A 21,576-nucleotide genomic window follows, 5' to 3' on the forward strand; every position below is an offset into this window, starting at 1 on the left:
ATTAACGTTGGCCGTTTATCGGGTATAGTTGCACATCATGTTCCGGCTTATCTACAGAAAAACAGGCTGCCGTCTTATGAGACAAATATTATTGAAGATTGGGAGCAGAAAGTTGATGCCATTGTGGAGGAAACCATCAATGAGGATATGACCTTGATATCGGGTATTCCACCATGGGTGCAAATGTATTTTGATAAACTTTCTGAAAAGACCGGCGGAAAGAAGATCTCTGAAATATTCAGAAATTTTAGCCTTTTTATTTACGGAGGCGTAAATTTTGAGCCGTACAGGGCAAAAATTGAACAAAGCATTGGTAAGAGAATCGACGCTATCGAAACCTATCCGGCATCAGAAGGATTTATCGCTTATCAGGATAGTCAAAACGACAAAGGTCTATTGCTTTTGGCTGACGCCGGTATTTTTTACGAATTTATTCCAGCAGATGAGTATTACAATGAAAATGCAACACGACTATCGCTTGGCGAGATTGAATTAGATACGAATTATGCACTAATTTTAAATACCAATGCAGGTTTATGGGGTTATAGCATTGGCGATACCATTAAATTTGTCTCTAAAAGCCCGTATAAAATCGTAGTGACAGGCCGAATTAAACATTTCATTTCGGCTTTCGGCGAACACGTTATTGGTGAGGAAGTAGAGCATGCTTTATTATCGGTAGCGAATGAAGAAAAAGTAGAAATTACGGAGTTTACCGTTGCGCCACAGGTCAATCCTCAAGATGGGGAACTTCCTTATCATGAGTGGTTTGTAGAATTTTCTTCAGCACCAAAAGATCTAGCCGCTTTTAGTAGAAAGGTAGATCAGGCTTTGCAAAAGAAAAATATTTACTACTTTGACCTGATTGAGGGAAATATCTTACAGCCTTTAGTTATTCGTACCTTGCAGAAAGATGCCTTTGTGAATTACATGAAGAGTGAAGGAAAATTGGGTGGACAAAATAAAGTGCCGAGGTTGAGTAACGACAGGAAATTGGCAGAAGGGCTAGAGCGCTTTATTGTTGCGTAGATTATGAATTTGAAATTAATATAGGCGCATCAATTAAGGATTTGCGATTTGCAGCGACTTCAGCTGTCGATATCATGTTGAGAAACAAAGTATCTGCAGTCGCTAAAAATCAGCCCGTGATAGGCCGGGATGCATCGTTGATGAATACGACAGCAATCTAGTATAGACGATAGTCTTAAACAAATGAAAGAAAACAATTGAACAATACAACAATACAACAATTGCCTAAAAACATTACCATATTAGGTTCTACAGGAAGCATTGGTACGCAAGCCCTTGAAGTGGTTCGGGATAATCCTGCAATTTTTAAGGTTTCTGTTTTATCTGCGCTAAAAAATTCAGAGTTGCTTATTCAACAGGCAAAGGAATTTAAACCTGAAACAGTAGTAATTTGTGATGAAACCCAATATCGATATGTGAAAGATGCTTTGTCATCTTTAGATATCCAGGTGTTGGCGGGAGAAGCCGCCTTAACAGAGGTCGCCGCTTATCCGCAAAGTGATATTGTGCTTACTGCGTTAATGGGTTCAGTTGGATTAAAGCCAACTATTGCCGCCATCAAAGCGGGCAAGAACATCGCTTTAGCCAATAAAGAAACTTTGGTAGTTGCCGGAGAATATATTACCGAACTGGCCAGGCAACATCAGGTTAAAATTCTTCCGGTAGATTCTGAGCATTCAGCCATATTTCAATGTTTGGTAGGAGAGGAACAGAATGAGATTGAAAAAATTTACCTTACGGCTTCTGGTGGGCCTTTTTTATCAAAGGATAAAAGTTTTCTTGCTTCTGTAAAAAAAGAGCAGGCTTTGAAGCATCCCAACTGGGTGATGGGCGCTAAAATCACGATTGATTCAGCCTCGCTGATGAATAAAGGTTTAGAGGTGATTGAAGCAAAGTGGCTGTTTGATCTCAATGTAGACCAAATTGATGTCATTGTCCATCCACAATCAATTATTCATTCCATTGTTCAGTTTACCGATGGATCGATGAAAGCACAAATGGGCGTTCCGGATATGAAATTGCCTATTCAATATGCCTTAAATTATCCCGATAGGCTAAAAAACGATTTCAAACGTTTTAATTTCCTGGACTATCCAACTTTCAGCTTTCAACAAGCTGATCTGGATACCTTTAAAAATTTGGACCTTGCTTTTCAATCATTGAGGAAAGGTGGAAATATGCCTTGCATTTTAAATGCAGCGAATGAAGTAGTAGTGGAGGCTTTCCTGAAAGATAAGATTGGTTTCCTGCAAATGAGCGACGTGATCGAGCAGTGCATGGAAGATATCAGTTTCATTGAAAAACCACAATTGACCGATTATTTAGAAACTGACAAACATAGCCGTATCTTAGCCGGCGAATTAGTAACAAAAAGTAAAGTTTAACATCTAACATAAAAATTTTAGAATAGCATATGAATGGATTGATTATGGCGGGGCAGCTGTTGCTCGGATTGTCTTTATTGGTAATATTACACGAATTAGGGCATTTCTTGGCAGCCAGGGCATTTGGGATTAAAGTAGAGAAGTTTTATTTATTCTTTGATGCCTGGGGATTTAAACTATTTAGTTTTAAAAAAGGAGATGTTGAATATGGTGTGGGATGGCTACCGCTGGGTGGTTACGTTAAAATTGCCGGAATGATCGATGAAAGTATGGATACCGAGCAAATGGCCCAACCGGCACAACCCTGGGAATTTCGTTCAAAACCAGCCTGGCAACGTTTAATTGTTATGCTTGGCGGTATTATCGTCAACGTAATTGTAGGTATCATTATTTTCTGGATGCTTACATTTAAATATGGTCAGAATTATACTGTAAATGGAAAATTAACTGATGGAATCTCGGTAGGTAATATTGGTAAAGAGATTGGACTTAAAAACGGAGATCGTATTTTAGCCATTAATGGAAGTAAGTTAATCAAATTTGAGGATGCCATTTCAAGTAAGGTTTTGTTTGATGGTGCCCAACTGACCATTTTAAGAGGAAACCAAACGCTTTATATTTCGGTTCCGGATACGATCTTAAACAAACTATCAAAAAATGATAAGGAAAATTTCATTGCTCCGCGTTACCGGATGGCCAGTGTAGCCACTGTTTTGGCGCCCGATGAAAAGGCTGATCAGCAATCATTCTTTGATAAAATATTTGGAAGACCGTATGTTAAACCTGTTTATCCAGCTTATGCTGCAGGAATAAAACCAGGGGATAGCATTTTGGCAGTAAATGGAAAACCGGTTACTTTCTTCGATCAGTTTAAAGAAGAAGTATCGCAGAATAAAAACAAGCAAATTACCATTAATGCATTGCGTAAAGGAAAGGAAATTAATTTTGATGTGCTGGTAGGCAAGGAAGGAACGATTGGAATTGCCCCTAATTTCAAAATGCCGGAGACCGCCCATGTTGAATTTGGTTTTGCAGAATCGTTGCCAATTGGTGCAACGATGGCCTGGAGCACGTTTTTAGATAATGCCAAGGGCATCGGTAAAATGATAACAGGAAAGCTAAGTGCCCGTAACATCAGTAGCCCGATAGGTATTGCAAAAGTTTATGGATCGACATTCGACTGGGTTAAATTCTGGACTTTGACCGGATTAATCTCAATGGCACTGGCTTTTATGAATTTGTTGCCAATTCCAGGCTTAGATGGAGGCCACGTAGTGTTTCTATTAATCGAAATGGTACAACGGAAGCCGGTAAGCGAAAAAGTGCTGGAGAAGGCGCAAATTGTAGGTTTTGTGATCTTGATTTGCCTGATGGTGTTTGCTTTTGGTAATGATATTTTAAAATCTTTCGGTAAGTAAAACCAAATTTATAATATTGCCGCAGCTGCATAGATTAACTATTTCAATCTTTGCAGCTGCGGCTTTTTAATTGATATCCCTCATGAGTGAAGATAAACAAGCAAACTATTTCGAGTTTTACGAATTACCGGTTCAGTTCAATCCAGATCAAAATGCTATTAAAGCAAAATTTTATGCCTTGAGCAAAAAGTTTCATCCTGATTTTTATGCCAATGAAAGTGAAGAGAAGCAGGAGGAGGTTTTACACTTGTCTACACTTAACAATAAGGCTTACCAAACCTTGAGCAACGCGAACAAGCGCTTAAAATATGTACTGGAGCTAAAGGGTATTGTTGCGACAGATGAAGGTTACCAATTGCCGCAATCATTTTTAATGGAGATGATGGATGTAAACGAGGCTTTGATGGATTTGGAATTTGAACCAGATGCGCAAAAATTAGCTCAGGTAAAAAATGAGGTTGATGCGATTGAAAAACAGCACGAAAATGAACTAAGGGATTTACAATTGCAACATGATCAACATCCAGATGCTTCAGAAAAGTTATTTCCTGTTATCAAAGATCTGTTCTATCGCCAAAAATATATTGCCCGAATCAGAGAACGTTTGCCAAAAGCTTAGCTAAAATTCACAGTGTAGTCGCAGTTGCATGATCGCGTTTTAAAAAATGCCTTAAAATGCAATCATCATGCCTTGGTTATGCAATAGAACTCGGATAGGGATGCCATAAGAATTAGGCGAACTATTGTGATACCATCTTCATCGGGTATAAGTACGAAAGTAATGGAGAAAGGAATAAAAAAAGCCTCACTACTTACGTAATGAGGCTTCGTACCCGGAGCCGGAGTCGAACCGGCACGGTTTCCCACAGGTGTTTGAGACCAGCGCGTCTACCAATTCCGCCATCCGGGCATCTGTTGGACGGGGTTGCAAATGTATGTAACACTTGGCAAAATCACAAAATTATTTTAAAATAATTCGTAACCCATTTATTATATGGATTTTGCGTTTTCAGGACGTTCATCCTTCAATTTTTTATCGACAATAAAGGGTGCAAAAGGTAAAAGTGAGGCTAAGAAAATCAATACCGCTTTGCCAAATTTCCATTTTTGTTCCTGCCATGCCAATACCAGAGTTGCAGCATATAGCACAAATAGTAAACCATGCGCCCAACCCGTATATTTCACATATAATGGCATATCGGCAAAATATTTTAAAGGCATGGCTACAAAGAGAAGCAGCAAATAAGAAATCCCTTCTGCAACTGCAACCTTGCGGAATATAGCTAGTGAACTCATGTATCTGATTTTTTTTCCGAAAGTAATAGAAAACGAATGGCCTTCAAAAACTAAAAAATGATTTTACAATTGGGTGTTGCATCAGTAAATGTCAATGTTTGGCAAGCATCAAATTATTTCTTTTTCTCCAGTTTAAAAACCTGCTTTCCGCCAACAACAGTACTTAAAATCTTTACTGATTCGATAAGTATGGGATCTAATTTGGTAATGTCTTTTTCGAGGATTACATAAACGGCTGCGTAAATACCAATTAGTGGATCGGCGGGAGCCACAAACCCATCACTCCGAATGCAAGTTTGGTACCTGTATTTAATAGCGATCTAAAAGCATAAGTTGTTTTAGCACGTTCATGACCGATTACTTTTCCTGCCCATTTCCCATCATCAATAGCATGGTATGGCTGAACACTGGCAATAATGTTCTGTGTTTTAAATCTTGGAATATCTGAAGGGAGTATATGCTGAGCATGCTCAATCTTTAATCGGCGGTCTTTTTTACCTAATTCTTTATCGAGTTTTTCACTTAAATTTAAAAGGGTGTTGATGCGATATTTCTTAATTCACTTTACACGGTGCATTATCCATTAGTTTGTTTCTTTCTGGTCTGAATCTGCGTTAACAATGGTAGATGATTGCGGAAATTAAAACTTATAACTATATCCAATCCTGAAAACCTGGGTTTCATTATAATCGGTGCTGATTAAGCGAAAGCCATTTCCGGTAATATCCTTTTTAATTTTTAAAGTATTGAAAATATCATTTCCGTTTAAGAAAAATTCGCCTTTTCCGTTTGGATTTGCCTTTTTATGCCTAAATCAGTAGAGAATCTTGATCCTATTCTACCTTGCGGGATCAAATCAGGTGCTAAATAAGTTGCAGAAAGCTGAAGGTCCGTTTTTTTAACCAGTTTTAATTGAGCGTTCCACTTCAAATTTCCTGAAAGAATTGATTCTTTCGGCATATTGTAAATTGTAGGTACAGGATATTGGTTTTGAATCGAAAAGGCATTTAGGGTATTCTGATAAATGATTCCACTTACATTCATGGAAACCCAAGGGGCAATTTGCTGTTGAATCAAAACTTCGCCACCGGTATTGTAACTTCTTCCTGCATTCTGGAAAATGTTGTAAATAATGTTGTTCCCAGGTACTATGGTCGCAATTCTTGTTATTGTTCCGTTCACAATTTTGTGAAATCCGGAGAGATAGAAGTAACCACTTTTCCAGTTGTTTTTATAGCCCAAATCTAATAGATGTGTAAATTGAGGCTTTAAAGTTGGATTCCCTACTTTCAGCAATTCAGGCTCATCATATTTCGGAAATATCCTGATATCCACTTCATTTGGCCGATCTACCCTTTGACTGTAAAATGCAGATAACCTGTTTTTATCGTTTATCTTATAAACAAACCTCAAATTTGGGAAAGGTCTGAAATATTCATAACCATCACTGTTATAAGTATTATGGTCGGGATTAACCTGGTAATCTAGCTTAACATATTCCAATCTTAAACCCGCCTCGAGTTCAATGCTTTTATCTTCATAAATATAGTTTCCATATACGGCAGGAATTTGTTCGCTATAATCTGCCCATCCGCCTGCGTTGGCATCAATTGGTGAATTTAAACCCGGAAAAAATTGCATATCTGTAGGAATAAAGCGGTTACGATATTTTAAACCAGCTTCGATACGGCCATGTTTCATTGGACGAACATAATCGATATTTAAATCGGCTACGTGTTCATCAGATAAAATTTTGAAAGCATCTTCGCCTGTAAAAGTGGGCATTATATTCTTGAAAAAATATTTTTCATCTTCCCTGTGCCAGGTATATTTAAAGCCAGCACTTAGGGTATGGCCAGGTTGTGCAAATTTATGCTGATAGCTTGCTGTGCCCGTTGCTGTATATTTTACTTCATCTTCAATAAATTGCCAGAAGCGGTTTCTTACCGAAAAATCACTGTTGAAGTATGGAATATCGCCCAGGTCGCCAATTTTTTCTCGGTTAAAAAATCCTGAAATTAAAAAGCTGTTCCGCTCATTCGGGTTATAGTCAACATCCGATTTTATAGTGGTGAATGTGGTGGTTCTGTTACGCTTTACCTGTTGATTAAGTATTGTACCATCAGTGTAAATGCGTTGTGAAAATTCGTTTTTGTTTAAAGTTTGAGTGTATAAGTAATCTGCCTGTGCAAAAGTGTTCAATTTGTTTTTTCTATAATTTATGGATAAAGATGGGTTGATTTTTGGCGTAGCCTGATATTGTGGACTGATCCCTGGTAAATTTTGTTTTCGTAGCCAAATTGCTCCTAAACCACTAGTCAGGCCAATTTTTACATTAAAACCCTCTTGTTTATTTCTTTTGTAAATGATATTGATGATTCCGGCATTACCATTGGCATCGTATTTTGATGATGGATTATTAATAATCTCAATTTTTTCAATGGCCGATGCCGGAATGTTATCCAGGCCCGTTTGACTGCCAAATCAGGTAATCGCATTTTGTTTTCCGTCTATTAGTACCGCAATCTTATTATTACCCCGAAGTTGAACTTTGCCATCTTGGATACTAATACCTGGCAGGTTTTGCATGGCTTGTAAAACGGAGCCACCCAACTGACTGGTGTTTTTACTGAGATCAAATGTTTTTTTATCCAGTTTTGTTGAAAGTCCGTCTTTGTTTGAACCTTCTATATTTACGGTTTGCAACGTTTGTGCAGCCTCTATAAGTTCTACAATACCCAAATCAATAAAGGGGCTTAGCGTACCGATTGTAATATCTTTTTGGAAGGGTAGATAGCCCACTAAACTGATTTGTAACTGATAATTTCCTGGATTAACATCTTTCATTACAAAACGACCTTGTTCATCAGAAATGGTGCCGTCTGAAAATTTAGCGTCGCTGGCTTTTTTAATAATAATATTTGCGTAGGGGAGTGTAAGTTTATTTCTAGCATCCTTAACCTGCCCGGAAAGACTTATTTTTTTGTCTTGCGGGTATGCATTGCTGATCGTTAAAAAAGTAAAAAGGCATAAAAGTGTAAGAATACACTGGTAATTTTTCATCGTTAAAATCTTCTTAGATTCATAAAATCAGATTCATAAAATCTGAAGGATTATGTTTTTAATCGCAATTTATATTTGAAATCTGTACGGAATCTGAAGAAGTGAATTTTACAATTTTAATTGCTTTGAAAAATCTAGAGCTATAATTATCAAAAAGGTATTAAGAATACGCCATTTATTTTTCTTGTTGATAAAGGCCTTTTTGATAAAGATATGCCGCCATCTGATAATAAGAGATTGCCTCATTTGTTAATTTTTCATCATCAGCTGTTTTTATTGCTGTACCTGTTTTAAAGTCAGGCTTAAAAGTGCCGAGTTTTCTATTGGGGTTTAAAACCATCAGTTTTCCGTTATGCAAATAACCTAGGCTTTGGTAGGTACTAATAAAAGCTCGTTGCTCATCGTCTTTCATCTTAAAAACATTATGGCCAAAGAACTTACTTTTATAGCTGAAATTGAGATAACCTAAAATGGTTGGACCGATATCCAGTTGTGCGGTAAGTTTTTCAAATTTAGATGGTGCGATGTGTGCAGGGGCATAAAAAATCATCGGAATATGGTACTTATCAACCGGTAATTGTACTTTACCTGCACTCGATGCGCAATGATCTGCTACGATAACAAATAAGGTATTCGAAAACCATGGCTTTTTTCGGGCATCTTTAATAAATTTTCCGATGGCATAATCGGTGTATTTTACAGCGCCTTCTCTACTGATTTTTGACGGAATATCTATTCTACCTTCAGGATAGGTATACGGACGATGATTGGAAACCGTCATGATTTGTGCGAAAAACGGTTTTTTATGTTTAAAATCCTCATCGAGTTCTCTTATCGAAAGCGTAAAAAGATCTTCATCGGCAACGCCCCAAATATTTGAATAATGTACTTCCGAATCTTTCAAAGCATTTCTGTCGGTTACCTTATAACCATTTTGAGAAAAAAAATTCAGACATGTTGTCGAAATAGCCATAACCACCATAAATAAAATGTGAATTGTAACCTTTACTCCGGAAGATACTGCCCAGGGTAAAGAGGTTTTTATTGTCTGGCCGTTTTACGATAGATTGGCCGGGTGTTGGTGGAATGCAAAGCGATAATGCCTCCAAACCTCTAACTGTTCGGGTTCCTGAAGCATATAAATTCGTGAACAATATTCCTGATTTTGCAAGTGTGTCCAGTTCTGGCGTAATGTGCTGTGTATTACCAAAGCTCCCTAAAAATTCTGCACTTAAACTTTCAACACTAATAAGCACCACATTCATCCTATTTTCGGGTTTACTTTCATTTACCATTCTTGTGGTGTATCGGTAATGATTATTGTTACTGCCTGTTTCCTGGTTGTAGATTTTTTTAATGATGGATTCTACTTTCGGGAGTGGTAGCGTTTTGTAAAAAGTGTTGTAATCCAGCTGGTTATTCCAAAAGGCAAAACCAAAATCGTACATGCCATTACCAGAAAGTTCATTTACATATTGGTTACTGCTTTGATATTTCCACTTATGGCTTAAGCCGAAATAAACAACTATCGGTATAATGAGTAAAACTAGTGCAGTTAAGCTTCTGTTTTTGAATTTTGAATCAACATAATTTACTGGCCATATCAGTTTTCTAAGCATAAAAACTGCAACGGAAGTTAAAGCAATAATTATAATTAATATGGTGTTGATTGGATAAGACTGACGAATATTACCGATTACCTCCGTGGTGTAAACCAGATAATCAACGGCTATAAAATTATACCTTACCGAAAACTCTTCCCAAAAAAACCATTCTGATATTGCGTTGAATATGAGCGTAAGAACAATAATAAAAAAGTAAATAAAAATTAAAATCCCATTGGTTTTTCGACGATACCATTTTGAAGGTAAGACCCATAAATAGATGATCAGTGGGATGCAGGCAAACGATGCCGCTGCCAGATCGTATAAAAAACCAACTAAAAATATTTTCAAAATATTGGCTACGGTCCAATCGATATCATGATTTGAAAACAGCAACAATACTATCCTGGTAAGTAATGAAACTACACAAAGGAGCAAAGCAGCAAGTAATACAGGCGAAAATCTATACTTAAAGAGTTGGTTAAACTTGGCCATTTACAATTTTGGATAGGGATAGTTAAATAAGAGTACGAAGTTAGATTTCAATTCTGTAGAAATTCTGAAGTTTTGCTTTGAGCGTTGCTTCTTGCTACAGAATTCCTACAGAATTGCTTTTTAACGTTGTATAAAATCAGGCACAAATCGCTATTTTACATGATGAAAATTTTGGTCATTGAGGATGAACAGGCTTTGTATGAAAGCATTTTAACCTATTTTACCGGTGAGGGAAATGTGTGCGAACATGCTCCTGATTTTAATTCGGCCATCCAAAAAATAGAACTATACCACTATGACTGCATACTGCTGGATTTAGGGCTTCCTGACGGTGAAGGTTTAGAGTTGTTATCCAGACTTAAAAAATTAAATAAGAAAGATGGCGTGTTGATCATTTCAGCCCGCCATTCATTAGATGACAGGCTTGCAGGCCTCGATCTTGGTGCTGATGATTATCTGGTCAAACCTTTCCATCTTTCAGAATTAAAAGCCAGGGTGAGTGCCATTGTACGCCGCAAAAATTTTGACGGAGATAATGTGATCAGGTTTAATGAAATTAATGTTGATGTATTTGCCATGACCATAACCGTAAATAATAAGCCCTTGAGTTTAACCAAGAAAGAATTTGATTTGCTGGTTTATTTTCTTTCCAACAAAAATAAAGTAGTTACCAAAAACGCCATGGCAGAACATCTTTGGGGTGATGAAATGGATCTATCCGATGATTTTGATTTTATTTATACGCATGTTAAAAACCTGAAAAAGAAACTTGCTGAGGCGACCTGTAAAGATTATATCAAATCCGTGTATGGTATTGGCTATAAATTTACCGCGATATGAAATTATCCAGTCGCTATAACCAGGTTAACATCTTCACTTCGCTCATTATCCTGGTGATCACCGGGTTTATCTATTATCTGTTTATCCATTTGATATTGACAAATAAACTGGATAAAGATTTAGCCGTTGAAGAAGAAGAGATTAGACAATATACCCATACTTACCAAAAATTGCCGCTGCCGGCAAGTTACATCGACCAGCAGCTCTCTTTCACGCAAGCACCCGATAGCTTAGCCGGATTTCGCGAATTTAGTTATGTCGGCTACCTGAACCCGAAAGATAATGAAGAAGAACCAGGAAGAAGACTCGTCACAACAGTTAATTTAAAGGGTAAAACCATTTTGATTACCATTACAAAATCAAGGGTCGAATCAGAAGATTTGGTTCGGGTAATTTTTTTGATCACCCTGGCGGTAACCCTGATTTTGCTGATTTCGCTTTTCGTAATTAACCGCTTTTTGCTGAACAGACTTTGGCAACCGTTTTATAATATCCTAAAAAAAATGAAATCATTTGAGGTGAGCAAGATGGAAACCATCACCGCAGAACCCACTAAAATAGATGAATTTATTGAGCTAAATAGTTCGGTAAATGCCATGGCCAGCCGGGTTAGGCAAGATTATAAGGAGTTAAAAACCTTTACAGATAATGCTTCGCATGAAATGATGACGCCGCTAGCGGTGATCAATTCAAAACTCGATTCGCTATTACAAACGGAAGCTTTTACCGCTCAGCAAGGTGCAATTTTGGAGGATATTTATCAGGCCACAGGCAAGCTTTCGCGATTGCATCAATCGCTGCTGTTGCTGGCTAAAATCGAAAACAACTTAATTGCTGACACGCAAGATGTTGATTTTAAACTACTCGTAGAATTGAAATTAAGGCAATTTCAAGAACTTTTTGAGCAAGGAGGATTAAGTTTAGAATTGGATTTGGAAAATAAAACTGTTCACATGAGCCGTTATTTAGCAGATATTTCATTAAATAATCTTTTTAGCAACGCGGTAAGGCATAATATTAAGGGAGGCAAAATAGTAATTAAACTTTCGGAAGCAGCTTTGGTTATCTCTAATAGCGGAAAGGGTTTTGAATTGAGAGATCATCTTTTCGACCGCTTTTCAAAATCAAGTGAATCAGAAGGAATGGGATTGGGTCTCGCCATAACAAAACAAATCTGTAATCTTTACGGATATGAAATTTCATACGATCACGATGAAATGCATACATTTTCAATCCTTTTCTAATCCCGTTATCAACTACAGAATTCCTACATAATTGCATTTTAGTTTTGATGAAAATTAAAATGATGAAAAAGATTTTACAGTTAAATCGAGTTAGAGCGGGGGTGTACAATACTTGTTTTTCATTGCTGCTTTTTGTCATGATCGCATTTTCCTCATTTGCTCAACATACCGATTCATCAAATAACACCAAGGTTGCTGATTCATCCAGGCGGTGGTACAGCGGTTATCTTGTACCAAAAAGGAAATTTAACGTGGTGCCGATCATTATTCCTACTGCACTCATAGGTTATGGTTTCACAGCCGTTTATGATCATGGAGCGTTAAAACAACTGGATCTCAGTACAAAGGATGAACTTCAGGAAGATCATCCGCTATTTGCAGCACATGTTGATGATTATATCCAGTTTGCACCTGCTGCTGCAGTTTATGCTTTGAATCTTTCGGGTATAAAAGGTAAGCATAATCTGTTTGATGCTTCCATGTTATATTTAACCTCAGCGGCAATTATGGGTTTATCAACACATTTTGTAAAACAAGGTGTAGGCAGAATGCGACCGAACGGAAATGGTGAAAACTCTTTTCCATCTGGCCATACAGCATCTGCTTTTATGGCTGCGGAATTTCTGCACCAGGAATATAAAGATGTTAATCCATGGATAGGGTACGCAGGTTATTTTGTGGCCTCAGCTACTGGAACGCTGAGGATGTATAATAACAAACATTGGTTTAGTGATGTTGTTGCCGGTGCCGGCTTCGGAATTGCCTCCACCAAGATCGCCTATCTAGTTTATCCTTACATGAAACAAGTTTTCAGTAAGAAGAAAGAAAGCCAGTTTACCCTTATGCCTTTTTACCAACCAGCAGCATCAAGTTTAATGCTAACGGGCCGTTTTTAAATTATAGAAATTGGATAACACATTGTTGGAATCTTTTTTGAGCAGGATGAACAGTATTACTTCCTGTAATCCGCATCCGATACCGGCTCCAGCCATTTTGTTGGCCCATGCTGTCTACCAGTGATGGCAATTTGGACAAATGCTGTATCCAGACTGGCTCCGTGCCAATGCGCCAGATTTGGCGGGCACTTTATACTATCTCCTTTGCGCAATACTATTTTAGCTTTTCCCTTTTCCTGGTAATAGCCAACACCCTCAGTTACAAGTAAAATTTGCCCCGCAGGATGCGTATGCCAGTTGCTCCTCGCTCCGGCGGAAAAAGTTACATTGCCTACTGCGTTCTCATTTAAACTATCCGGATCTACCAGAGATTTCACCCAAACATCGCCTTTAAAATTGCTATTGGTATTTTTATCTCCCTGAGGGAAAAGTAAATTACTCGTATATTTTGTTTGTTCACCCTCTTTACAGGCTGCTGTAAACATGAATAGTAAAACTGCCAGGTTTTTAAGATTATTTTTCATCATGATAATATGAAGCCATTGTTATTTGTTAGGTATTTGCTTTTTGCTGTTCACGATTGCCGTTAAAACAACATTAGCTTTCTCTGCGTCTTTTCTGCCTATCTCATTCCCAATGATGGTAATAAACTGACGCAACTGCTCGGGCGTGATGCCCAGATTTAAACAGATTCCGAAATGCGAGTTTAGCATAGGTTCCACACCTCCAATGCTGCTTAAAACGGATACGGTGATCAGTTCCCGGTCTGCAAAACTCAGTATATCTCTTTCAAAAATATCAGCGAAGAGATGTTCTTTAAGAAAGATTTCAATTTCAGGGGAAAAAGCAGCGTATCCGGCCTTTGGCCCATCTTGCGACGCACCGGTAAGTGTTTCCAATACTGATTTACCTCTTTCAAATTTACTCCTATCATCATGAATAGGAGTAGCCTGTTTGCCCAGGTTCTCTTTGATGCCTTGTTTTTTGCGCTCGTCAAGCACCACCATAAAAGTTTGCAATCCGCGGATGCTTCTCGGAAATCCACAATAGGCATAAAGGTGAACAAGTGTTTCCTTAATTTCATTTACAGTTAATCCGGCCTGAAGCCCGGCGGCAAGTTGTTTTTTAAGGGGTATCAAATCTCCCTTTGCTGTCAACGCTGAGATGATAATAAGTTTTTGTTGCTTGATGGTTAATGTTTTGCTTAACGGTTTCTCCTTTGCAGGGCTAAATCCCATAAAACCCATTAAAAAAAATATTACGATGATTAATTTTTTCATTTTTGATCAAGTTTTTTGTCGTGCAACCATTTTGCAACTACCTCCGCTATTTCCTTGTTGTTTAAATCAGACATAATAAAGTGGGTATTGCCTTTAATTCCGATTTCGGGTAAATGGACAATAGTTACATCGCCGCCGTGTGCGTTGACAACTTTAGCCCATTGTCGTCCGGTAGCCAGAACTCCTCGCCAAAAATTTAATGACGCTGCATTGGTATTCTCTTTGGGGATGAAATCACCAAAATAAACTACAATAGGGATTTTGGTTAACTTGTTAAACTCGTTTAGCGGCAATCCTTTGCCACCTCTATTTCCTTCGGGTACTTCACCTTCAGGAAAGTCAAATCCACCCGGCTCAATTGCAACAATCGCCTTTACATGTTCATTTTTGATTGCCGTTTTCCAGCCGGGAGCACCACCTGCAGAATGCGTGAACAAAATCCCATCTCCCGACCGATCAAAAACTGATGACATTGCATTTACCACCATTGATTCATCTACACTGCCAGTATTCGGAGTCATCATACGAAAAAATTTATCCATTGATAAACTATCTTTAGGGAATTGAATTCCAGCATTAAATGCCGGATAAAGACCAATGCGAAACTGCGTGTACCAGGTTTGATCGTCAGGAACGGCCGTAACTTGTGCTGGTTTTGTGGTCTGGCCCGCGGCACCGCGTCCAGGCTGATCAACAAGGTAGGTACTATAGCCCTTTCTTAAAAATAAATCAGAAAATCCTTCTCTTCCATCGGCAGTGGTTTGCCAGCTTCGCCTGCTTTGACCATAACCATGAAGAAAAACCAAGGCATGTTTTTTTGCCTTTTGAGGAATCTGGTAGAACACGTCAGCATGATCACCGTGTCGGGTTTGTCCGCCTTGCGGTACGTTCCACGGTTTAAGTGCATCAAATACGCCATCACTTTTTATAACCGAACCACCGGCAGAAAACGCACCCTGATCAACAATAACCAGTGGTTTTTGATTAAATTTCTTCTGGGCATACGATGAGGTATAACCCATGATCAGCAAGCAAATTGAGCTAAAATAAATTTTAAGTGGTTTTTTCATAATTGATCAGCTATTTTGCAGGCTGGTTAATCTTGTTGAAGGAAAGTGAACCCATTTTCCAGCTACCATCTTTTTTAACATAAACCTCGGTTACAATAAACGGATTGGTAACCTCATTGCGGCCAACCACCGCAAGTAAGGTAATTCTATTCAAAAGTATCGCGGTGTTTTCGATTATTTTTACAGAAGCCTCATGTACTTCTGCTTTTTTGTACCAGATGCCTCCACCTTTAATTACACTTATTTCGCGGTCTTTTCCCCAGCTTCCACCCATGTGCACAAATACCGATTGTTCGTCAAATAGTTTTTCTAAAGCAGTTACGTTTTTGTCAGCCATCCAAACCCATTTCTCTTTTGAAAGATTTAAGATTTCCTGTTCTGTCGTTGTAGGCGTTTTAATCGGTTGGCTTTGCGTTTGCGCTATTGATATTTGGGTTAAGCCGATGAGTAGTAATCCAAAAATTAAAGTTTTCATGAGTTTAGGTGTTAGGTTATTATTGTTTTAAATTGTTGTATTCTGCATCGCTTACCCTTTGTAGCCAAACGGTTTTATTTTTTGCGCCGTTTGTACTTGCAGCAATGTAACTAAAGATGCTTTTAGGTGAAGCTCCATGCCAATGCGGTACGCCTGGAACACATTTGATTATATCTCCTTTGTGCACCACCTGAATAGCTTTTCCTTTTTCCTGGTAGTATCCTGTTCCTTCGGTAATTATTAAAATCTGTCCGGCCGGGTGGATGTGCCAATCCAGTTTTGCTCCCGGCGCAAAGGTTGCAGTTGCCAAAGCACAATCAATTACACTATCCGCTTTATTCAGTTCGGTAAGCCATACATCGCCGGTATGATTGTTCGTTTTTGAAATTTCTCCTCGTGGGAATATCGGAGTTTCCTGAGCCAGGCCACTTTTGGCCAACATCATTAAAAGAAACAGATAAAATACATTTTTCATAAATTTATTATATAATGTTAGTGATGTTCCAAATTTCAGCATACCTAACCATGATGAGGGTAGACGGATTCCTGTATTTATAACCAATATTACTGATTGGATGATAGATATGAAAAAAGTGGAGTCCGATTGTTTATTTTTGAGTAAGAAACGAGCACATGGAACAAATTGTAAACTTCAAGAAAATAAGTGAGTACAATGATTTTAATAATCAGGAGACTTTACATCCTCTAATTAGTGTTGTACATCTTGAAAATGCAGCCCCCCGTCAATTCAGGCGGTTGCAATATGATTTTTACACAATTTTTTTAAAGCAAATTAAATGTGGTGATCTAAGATATGGTTTAAATAACTATGATTATGAACAAGGTACATTGATATTTTTAGCATCTGGGCAGGTAATTGGCGACCATAAAGATGAGTATTATCAGCCTCAGGGAACGGCGCTTGTTTTTCATCCCGATTTACTAAATGGTACGTCGCTGGCGAGAAATATAGACGATTATAATTTCTTTTCTTATGCCGTAAACGAAGCCTTGCATTTATCAGATCAGGAGCGAAAAATTATCATGGATTGTTTTGATAAAATAGAATATGAGCTAAAACGACCGATTGATAAGCACAGTAAAAAGCTGATTACATCAAACGTTGAACTATTCCTGAACTATTGCGATCGCTTCTACGACAGGCAGTTTATCACCAGAGATGATATTAATAAGGGGATTTTAGAACGCTTTGAGAATTTTTTAAATGGCTATTTTACCTCAGAGAAGCCTTATACCATTGGATTGCCATCAGTTGCCTATTGCGCTGATGAAATGCATCTTTCAGCGAATTACTTTGGAGACCTAATTAAAAAGGAAACCGGTAAATCTGCACAAGAGTATATCCAAAACAAAATTATCGATGTAGCGAAAAAGAAAATCTTCGATCATAGCAAAACCGTTAGCGAGATTGCCTATGAACTCGGATTTAAATATCCACAACATTTCATAAGGCTTTTTAAAAAAAGGGTAGGGCATACCCCAAAAGAATATAGAAGTATAAACTAGTAACTTAAGTGCATCTGATTCCCATTACTATTTTATGGGATTCGTCAGTAAAATCTGTTTGCCTGCCCCTTAATTTGAGCGATAGACCATTATTTCCCAACTTTAGTAGCAGCGTCGTCATTCAAAACCCTCACAACAATGATGCGGTGAGGGTTTTGAATAGCTGACAAGTTCTATTCAGCATATGCTTCATAGTGAATGGTCAGTATAGTTGTTGAGCCCCGCACAAACAGCAGACGGCTTTGCTCATCATTTAACTTAACTGAAAGCTTAAGCTTGTAACAATTGTATTAGTGCCTTGGCTGCCGGGCCAGCTGATAGAGGATTTTGTCCGGTAACCAGCAAACCATCAACTTCAATATGAGAAAGAAAAGGAACCAATGCTGTTTTTACCTCAGCGCCCAGTTCCTCTAATTTGGTTTGCAATAAATAAGGTACATTTCCGCTACGGCCCACCAAAGTTTCTTCAGTATTGCTAAAAGCAGCAATACGTTTGTTCTGTAACCACCCCTGACGTTGATTTTCTACACTAATTAAGGCAGCAGGTCCATGACAAACCAAAGCAACAGGTTTGCCTGAATCCAGAAACTCCAAAATCAAAAGTCCGCTGTTGTTATCTTTTGCGAGATCCCAGATTGGGCCATGTCCACCCGGATAAAAAACGGCATCATAAACCTCAGCTGCAAGCTGGTTGAGCGGAATAGTGTGTGAAAATGCATGTTTAGCTATGGTGTCATCGCCAAACCTGCGGTTGGCACCTGTAATATGTTCCGTAAGTTCACTCATGGGGTCGACAGGTGGCCTGCCACCTTTAGGGCTACTAAGGGTAACGGTATAACCTGCATCAATAAACTCATAATAGGGGTCGGTAAACTCACCTAGCCATACTCCGGTTTTGCTATCGGTATTTTCCATCTCACTATGAGAAGTTAGTACCATTAAAATATTTTTATCCGCCATATTATTTTATATCATCAGCACTTAGTTCATTGCCTTCCTCATCTACCGATTGATGCGGATCCCATTGATTAGCATTTTCATCAGCATTATTCTCCTGGGTCGAAGTTTTCTCCTGTTCTTTAGAATCTGCCTGATCTTTTTGTTCTTTGTCTTTTGGATCTTTCATGGTGTATATCATTTAACACACAACATCAGATAATGATAAAGGTTCGATGTAATTACGTCTGAGATTTGGATCAGATATTAAAGTAAACCAATAACAGCTATTGGTTTTATCTCAAACGATTTTAATGCGAATGGGCCCCTTGATGTGATTGACGTCGATGGGTAGTCCTTTTTGAGTGATCAGCACCTTTCCCTGATGATGCAAGCCAATAGATGCCTCCACAACTTCTCCCATGTGAGCACGCCAGTTTTCAGGGAACAGCATCCTGGCAATTTCAGAAGGACAAGTCGTCTTTTCAGTACCACGTTGGGTAGCGACTGAAAGGATTTTTGCGGATATGGCGGCATTGTTCTGCATATAGTTGAACAGGTAATTCAATGTTTGTATCGTACAGGAAACGATTCAGCTTTTGTTGATTAATGCAAAAACAGTTGTTCAATTATTCGAAACGATCAATGATTGGATGGTCACCTTCCTTCGGGACTTCTTTTGAAGGATCATGATCCTGCATGGCTATTGCAGTTTCCAGCTGATTTTTCACGTCGGCCAGGTTTGAATTGGATTCGATTGCGGTGATCAAATCGTTAAAATTTTCGATGGTTGCTTCAATTAATACTTTCATAGCAAACGTTTAGCAAAAGATAAGCCAGTTTATTGTAATAAAACTGATTGAGATAGAAGTTGAAGACGTCTATCAAAAATTTATAAACCTGTTACTATTTCTGTACGTTAGGGTGATAATCACTGTTCTTCGTACTAAACTTTAATCATTCAAACATTTTTTTGCTTGAAAAGTAATTTCGATGTCTGAATTGTAATTAATAAGTCGACCGATAAAACATTCTCTTGTGGAAGGGGTTGATAATGTACTGAACAAACAGTAAGAAGAATTTTAGATCTTCCAGACTCATCAATAGTAGATAAAATGAAAAAAGTTGTGATTATAGGAGGCGGATTTGCAGGCCTCAACATTGCTAAAAAACTTTCCAAATCATCATCCCATCAGGTTACCCTGGTTGATCAGCATAATTACCATTTTTTTCCGCCATTACTTTATCAGGTGGCTACTGCATTTATCGAACCATCCAATATCAGCTATCCTTTTCGAAAGTTATTTCAGGAAAAAGGGATACGTTTTTTTATGGGAGAATTTCAGGAACTTCTTCCGGAGCAGAAAAAAATTGTGACGAGCAGTGGTTCGCTGGATTATGATGTATTGGTATTGGCTATGGGTGCTGAAACCAATTACTTTGGTAATGAGGAGATTAGTAAAAATGCCTTGCCGATGAAGAGCATAGAGGATGCTGTAGAAATGCGTAACCACATCCTGCTTCAACTGGAAAAAGCTGTTCGTGCTGAAAGTGCGGCAGAGAAAACAAGACTTTCAAATATTGTAATCGCTGGTGGTGGACCAACAGGCGTAGAGCTTGCCGGCATGATGGCCGAAATGGGTAGAAATATTTTAACAAAAGATTATCCGGAAGCTAATTTCAGATTGGGTAAAATTTACCTGGTAGATGGTTTGAAAACGCTGCTTGCACCGATGAGCCAAAAAAGCCAGAATGAAGCGATTAAAGTATTAAAAAATTTAGGTGTAGAGATATTGCTGGATCGGCTGGTTCAGGGTTATGATGGAAAAGAAGTTTCACTGTCTGACGGATCAAAAATTGAAGCAGCAACTTTAATATGGGCTTCGGGTGTAATGGCAAGGGCAGTAGAAGGGGTTCCAAAAGATGCTGTTGGAAAGGGGCGAAGGATTTTAGTAGATGCTCATAATAAAGTGAACGGACTAGACGATGTGTATGCCATTGGCGATCAGTGTTTGCAGCTTAGCGATGTAAAGTTTGCAAATGGACATCCTCAACTGGCACAGGTTGCAATTCAACAAGGTGATTTGTTGGGCGAAAACCTAATTAATATAGCTCAAGGCAAAACGATGGAACCCTTTAAATATAACGACAAAGGTTCTATGGCTATTATTGCAAAATTTAAAGCTGTTGTCGATTTGCCGAAAGGCTTTTTTTAAAGGATTTTTTGCCTGGCTGGTTTGGTTATTTATTCACATTATCCCGATTGCGGGCTTCAGAAATAAGGCAAAATTAGCTTTTAACTGGCTTTGGAGTTTTATCACAAATGATCCAACATTGAGATTGATCATCCGGCCGGATAAGAAAGAATAATTTTTTTTAATGAATGTGCTACTTGTAACAACTACGCCTTAAGGTTAGCTATTCAACTGATCATAAAAGGCAAATCTATCACGAGATCAAACGTTTGCGTTGAAATAATTACAATGATGGTTTCCATTAATCCAGAAAACGTTTTTATTTTGAGTAGAGAGGCTGCCAATGAATTCACAGCCTCTCTACGTGTCAAATTCTAGTGTTGCATTTTAGCGGGATCATCGTAATTTACCATCCAATTGATACCGAATTTATCTGTGAACATGCCAAAGTATGCACCCCAGAAGGTATCGGCCAAAGGCATGGTTACCTGTCCTCCGGCTGAAAGGCCACTAAACAGTTTATCTGCTTCTTCTTTACTTTCAGCATCAATAGAAACCGAAAAATTATTTCCTTTTACAAATGATGATTCATATTGTTCGCTATTGTCGCTGCCCATTAACACTGAAGCGCCAGTAGGTAGTGAAACATGCATTACTTTATTTTTGTCGCCTTCCGGAACTTTATATTCATCACTTTCAGGTACATCGCCAAAGCGACCAATGTAAGTAAATTCCCCTCCGAATACCGATTTATAGAAATTGAATGCTTCCTCACAATTTCCATTGAAATTTAAATAAGTGTTTGTTGTTGCCATTATTGTTT

General features: G+C 38.2%; 26 protein-coding genes and 1 tRNA gene. 9 read left to right on the forward strand and 18 right to left on the reverse strand.

All coding sequences use genetic code 11. The annotated features are described in order from the left end of the window. From ON09_RS02140 to hscB, 4 genes are all read left to right on the forward strand, one after another. Positions 1-1,029 (forward strand): GH3 family domain-containing protein (locus tag ON09_RS02140; protein WP_029204055.1); only part of this gene is annotated, 1,029 nt, incomplete at its 5' end. 197 nt (positions 1,030-1,226) lie between these two features. Then, a complete protein-coding gene (locus tag ON09_RS02145; RefSeq protein WP_238533583.1) occupies positions 1,227-2,414 on the forward strand; it encodes a 1-deoxy-D-xylulose-5-phosphate reductoisomerase in 1,188 nt (395 codons plus the stop codon). Between the two features lie 29 nt (positions 2,415-2,443). Next, on the forward strand, positions 2,444-3,832 hold the full coding sequence (gene rseP, locus ON09_RS02150) for an RIP metalloprotease RseP (protein WP_010599419.1): 1,389 nt from the start codon (positions 2,444-2,446) through the stop codon (positions 3,830-3,832). A gap of 82 nt (positions 3,833-3,914) precedes the next feature. Continuing rightward, a complete protein-coding gene (gene hscB, locus ON09_RS02155) occupies positions 3,915-4,451 on the forward strand; it encodes a Fe-S protein assembly co-chaperone HscB (protein WP_010599420.1) in 537 nt (178 codons plus the stop codon). A gap of 211 nt (positions 4,452-4,662) precedes the next feature. On the opposite strand, the gene ON09_RS02160 is transcribed toward hscB, so the two are convergent. The 8 genes from ON09_RS02160 to ON09_RS26445 all read right to left on the reverse strand — a co-directional run bounded on the left by ON09_RS02160 (position 4,663) and on the right by ON09_RS26445 (position 10,290). Beyond that, positions 4,663-4,742: transfer RNA gene (locus ON09_RS02160), tRNA-Leu, on the reverse strand. A gap of 80 nt (positions 4,743-4,822) precedes the next feature. Then, positions 4,823-5,128, reverse strand: coding sequence for a DUF3817 domain-containing protein (locus ON09_RS02165; protein WP_010599421.1), 306 nt, complete (start codon positions 5,126-5,128; stop codon positions 4,823-4,825). A 113-nt stretch (positions 5,129-5,241) separates the two neighbouring features. After that, a complete protein-coding gene (locus tag ON09_RS25565) occupies positions 5,242-5,400 on the reverse strand; it encodes a hypothetical protein (RefSeq protein ID WP_010599422.1) in 159 nt (52 codons plus the stop codon). After that, positions 5,379-5,687, reverse strand: coding sequence for an amidohydrolase family protein (locus ON09_RS26745; RefSeq protein ID WP_083837934.1), 309 nt, complete (start codon positions 5,685-5,687; stop codon positions 5,379-5,381). The genes ON09_RS25565 and ON09_RS26745 overlap by 22 nt, the downstream gene beginning before the upstream one ends. Before the next feature lie 206 nt (positions 5,688-5,893). Beyond that, complete coding sequence (locus tag ON09_RS25815) at positions 5,894-7,330, reverse strand: outer membrane beta-barrel family protein (RefSeq protein ID WP_238533584.1); 1,437 nt, start codon at positions 7,328-7,330, stop codon at positions 5,894-5,896. 282 nt (positions 7,331-7,612) lie between these two features. Further along, positions 7,613-8,191: a carboxypeptidase-like regulatory domain-containing protein gene (locus ON09_RS25820; RefSeq protein ID WP_238533585.1), complete on the reverse strand. Its 579-nt coding sequence runs from the start codon at positions 8,189-8,191 to the stop codon at positions 7,613-7,615. A gap of 175 nt (positions 8,192-8,366) precedes the next feature. Next, on the reverse strand, positions 8,367-9,164 hold the full coding sequence (locus ON09_RS25570) for an LTA synthase family protein (RefSeq protein WP_051010153.1): 798 nt from the start codon (positions 9,162-9,164) through the stop codon (positions 8,367-8,369). Next, positions 9,115-10,290 (reverse strand): LTA synthase family protein, encoded by a 1,176-nt coding sequence (locus ON09_RS26445; RefSeq protein WP_051010154.1) that lies wholly within the window; start codon positions 10,288-10,290, stop codon positions 9,115-9,117. Before ON09_RS26445 ends, ON09_RS25570 begins: the two co-directional genes overlap by 50 nt. A 162-nt stretch (positions 10,291-10,452) precedes the next feature. On the opposite strand from ON09_RS26445, the gene ON09_RS02180 reads away from it, so the two are divergent. The 3 genes from ON09_RS02180 to ON09_RS02190 are packed head-to-tail and all read left to right on the forward strand — an operon-like array spanning position 10,453 to position 13,270. Then, positions 10,453-11,130, forward strand: coding sequence for a response regulator transcription factor (locus tag ON09_RS02180; RefSeq protein ID WP_010599423.1), 678 nt, complete (start codon positions 10,453-10,455; stop codon positions 11,128-11,130). Next, positions 11,127-12,374, forward strand: a complete 1,248-nt coding sequence (locus tag ON09_RS02185; RefSeq protein ID WP_010599424.1) for a sensor histidine kinase — start codon at positions 11,127-11,129, stop codon at positions 12,372-12,374. The genes ON09_RS02180 and ON09_RS02185 overlap by 4 nt, the downstream gene beginning before the upstream one ends. Positions 12,375-12,433: 59 nt before the next feature. Further along, entirely contained in the window at positions 12,434-13,270 is an 837-nt protein-coding gene (locus tag ON09_RS02190) for a phosphatase PAP2 family protein (protein ID WP_238533586.1), read from the forward strand. A gap of 56 nt (positions 13,271-13,326) precedes the next feature. On the opposite strand, the gene ON09_RS02195 is transcribed toward ON09_RS02190, so the two are convergent. From ON09_RS02195 to ON09_RS02215, 5 genes are read right to left on the reverse strand one after another with little or no spacing between them, the layout of a single operon-like run. Beyond that, on the reverse strand, positions 13,327-13,797 hold the full coding sequence (locus ON09_RS02195; RefSeq protein ID WP_010599426.1) for a cupin domain-containing protein: 471 nt from the start codon (positions 13,795-13,797) through the stop codon (positions 13,327-13,329). Between the two features lie 18 nt (positions 13,798-13,815). Further along, positions 13,816-14,550, reverse strand: a complete 735-nt coding sequence (locus ON09_RS02200) for a carboxymuconolactone decarboxylase family protein (RefSeq protein WP_010599427.1) — start codon at positions 14,548-14,550, stop codon at positions 13,816-13,818. Continuing rightward, positions 14,547-15,620, reverse strand: a complete 1,074-nt coding sequence (locus tag ON09_RS02205; RefSeq protein ID WP_010599428.1) for an alpha/beta hydrolase — start codon at positions 15,618-15,620, stop codon at positions 14,547-14,549. Before ON09_RS02205 ends, ON09_RS02200 begins: the two co-directional genes overlap by 4 nt. Before the next feature lie 10 nt (positions 15,621-15,630). Continuing rightward, complete coding sequence (locus tag ON09_RS02210; RefSeq protein WP_010599429.1) at positions 15,631-16,095, reverse strand: nuclear transport factor 2 family protein; 465 nt, start codon at positions 16,093-16,095, stop codon at positions 15,631-15,633. A 19-nt stretch (positions 16,096-16,114) separates the two neighbouring features. Continuing rightward, complete coding sequence (locus ON09_RS02215; protein WP_010599430.1) at positions 16,115-16,570, reverse strand: cupin domain-containing protein; 456 nt, start codon at positions 16,568-16,570, stop codon at positions 16,115-16,117. 158 nt (positions 16,571-16,728) lie between these two features. Here ON09_RS02215 and ON09_RS02220 point away from each other — a divergent pair, with 158 nt between their 5' ends. Continuing rightward, complete coding sequence (locus ON09_RS02220; RefSeq protein WP_010599431.1) at positions 16,729-17,622, forward strand: helix-turn-helix domain-containing protein; 894 nt, start codon at positions 16,729-16,731, stop codon at positions 17,620-17,622. 270 nt (positions 17,623-17,892) lie between these two features. On the opposite strand, the gene ON09_RS02225 is transcribed toward ON09_RS02220, so the two are convergent. From ON09_RS02225 to ON09_RS02235, 4 genes are all read right to left on the reverse strand, one after another. Beyond that, on the reverse strand, positions 17,893-18,582 hold the full coding sequence (locus ON09_RS02225) for a type 1 glutamine amidotransferase domain-containing protein (RefSeq protein WP_010599432.1): 690 nt from the start codon (positions 18,580-18,582) through the stop codon (positions 17,893-17,895). Position 18,583: 1 nt separating this feature from the next. After that, complete coding sequence (locus ON09_RS25060) at positions 18,584-18,748, reverse strand: hypothetical protein (protein ID WP_157258809.1); 165 nt, start codon at positions 18,746-18,748, stop codon at positions 18,584-18,586. Positions 18,749-18,859: 111 nt separating this feature from the next. Further along, positions 18,860-19,105, reverse strand: a complete 246-nt coding sequence (locus ON09_RS02230) for a DUF3253 domain-containing protein (protein ID WP_010599433.1) — start codon at positions 19,103-19,105, stop codon at positions 18,860-18,862. 82 nt (positions 19,106-19,187) lie between these two features. Beyond that, positions 19,188-19,370, reverse strand: coding sequence for a hypothetical protein (locus ON09_RS02235; protein ID WP_010599434.1), 183 nt, complete (start codon positions 19,368-19,370; stop codon positions 19,188-19,190). A 303-nt stretch (positions 19,371-19,673) separates the two neighbouring features. Here ON09_RS02235 and ON09_RS02240 point away from each other — a divergent pair, with 303 nt between their 5' ends. Continuing rightward, positions 19,674-20,774, forward strand: coding sequence for an NAD(P)/FAD-dependent oxidoreductase (locus ON09_RS02240; RefSeq protein ID WP_238533587.1), 1,101 nt, complete (start codon positions 19,674-19,676; stop codon positions 20,772-20,774). 353 nt (positions 20,775-21,127) lie between these two features. On the opposite strand, the gene ON09_RS02245 is transcribed toward ON09_RS02240, so the two are convergent. Continuing rightward, positions 21,128-21,568, reverse strand: a complete 441-nt coding sequence (locus tag ON09_RS02245; protein ID WP_010599435.1) for a VOC family protein — start codon at positions 21,566-21,568, stop codon at positions 21,128-21,130. Positions 21,569-21,576 lie beyond the last annotated feature (8 nt).

It is taken from the genome of Pedobacter agri PB92, assembly GCF_000258495.1.
Taxonomy (GTDB): Bacteria; Bacteroidota; Bacteroidia; order Sphingobacteriales; family Sphingobacteriaceae; genus Pedobacter; species Pedobacter agri.

What these genes read in the sequence shown, in the direction of transcription:
- ON09_RS02165 (WP_010599421.1), bottom strand. Translation starts at nt 5,128, where the DNA reads ATGAGTTCACTAGCTATATTCCGCAAGGTTGCAGTTGCAGAAGGGATT.
- ON09_RS26445 (WP_051010154.1), bottom strand. Translation starts at nt 10,290, where the DNA reads ATGGCCAAGTTTAACCAACTCTTTAAGTATAGATTTTCGCCTGTATTA.
- ON09_RS02200 (WP_010599427.1), bottom strand. Translation starts at nt 14,550, where the DNA reads ATGAAAAAATTAATCATCGTAATATTTTTTTTAATGGGTTTTATGGGA.
- ON09_RS02210 (WP_010599429.1), bottom strand. Translation starts at nt 16,095, where the DNA reads ATGAAAACTTTAATTTTTGGATTACTACTCATCGGCTTAACCCAAATA.
- ON09_RS02225 (WP_010599432.1), bottom strand. Translation starts at nt 18,582, where the DNA reads ATGGCGGATAAAAATATTTTAATGGTACTAACTTCTCATAGTGAGATG.
- ON09_RS25060 (WP_157258809.1), bottom strand. Translation starts at nt 18,748, where the DNA reads ATGAAAGATCCAAAAGACAAAGAACAAAAAGATCAGGCAGATTCTAAA.
- ON09_RS02185 (WP_010599424.1), top strand. Translation starts at nt 11,127, where the DNA reads ATGAAATTATCCAGTCGCTATAACCAGGTTAACATCTTCACTTCGCTC.
- ON09_RS02180 (WP_010599423.1), top strand. Translation starts at nt 10,453, where the DNA reads ATGAAAATTTTGGTCATTGAGGATGAACAGGCTTTGTATGAAAGCATT.
- ON09_RS25570 (WP_051010153.1), bottom strand. Translation starts at nt 9,164, where the DNA reads ATGGCTATTTCGACAACATGTCTGAATTTTTTTTCTCAAAATGGTTAT.
- ON09_RS02190 (WP_238533586.1), top strand. Translation starts at nt 12,434, where the DNA reads ATGATGAAAAAGATTTTACAGTTAAATCGAGTTAGAGCGGGGGTGTAC.
- ON09_RS25820 (WP_238533585.1), bottom strand. Translation starts at nt 8,191, where the DNA reads ATGAAAAATTACCAGTGTATTCTTACACTTTTATGCCTTTTTACTTTT.
- ON09_RS02235 (WP_010599434.1), bottom strand. Translation starts at nt 19,370, where the DNA reads ATGAAAGTATTAATTGAAGCAACCATCGAAAATTTTAACGATTTGATC.
- ON09_RS02215 (WP_010599430.1), bottom strand. Translation starts at nt 16,570, where the DNA reads ATGAAAAATGTATTTTATCTGTTTCTTTTAATGATGTTGGCCAAAAGT.
- ON09_RS02240 (WP_238533587.1), top strand. Translation starts at nt 19,674, where the DNA reads ATGAAAAAAGTTGTGATTATAGGAGGCGGATTTGCAGGCCTCAACATT.
- hscB (WP_010599420.1), top strand. Translation starts at nt 3,915, where the DNA reads ATGAGTGAAGATAAACAAGCAAACTATTTCGAGTTTTACGAATTACCG.
- ON09_RS02230 (WP_010599433.1), bottom strand. Translation starts at nt 19,105, where the DNA reads ATGCAGAACAATGCCGCCATATCCGCAAAAATCCTTTCAGTCGCTACC.
- ON09_RS02195 (WP_010599426.1), bottom strand. Translation starts at nt 13,797, where the DNA reads ATGATGAAAAATAATCTTAAAAACCTGGCAGTTTTACTATTCATGTTT.
- rseP (WP_010599419.1), top strand. Translation starts at nt 2,444, where the DNA reads ATGAATGGATTGATTATGGCGGGGCAGCTGTTGCTCGGATTGTCTTTA.
- ON09_RS02245 (WP_010599435.1), bottom strand. Translation starts at nt 21,568, where the DNA reads ATGGCAACAACAAACACTTATTTAAATTTCAATGGAAATTGTGAGGAA.
- ON09_RS02220 (WP_010599431.1), top strand. Translation starts at nt 16,729, where the DNA reads ATGGAACAAATTGTAAACTTCAAGAAAATAAGTGAGTACAATGATTTT.
- ON09_RS02205 (WP_010599428.1), bottom strand. Translation starts at nt 15,620, where the DNA reads ATGAAAAAACCACTTAAAATTTATTTTAGCTCAATTTGCTTGCTGATC.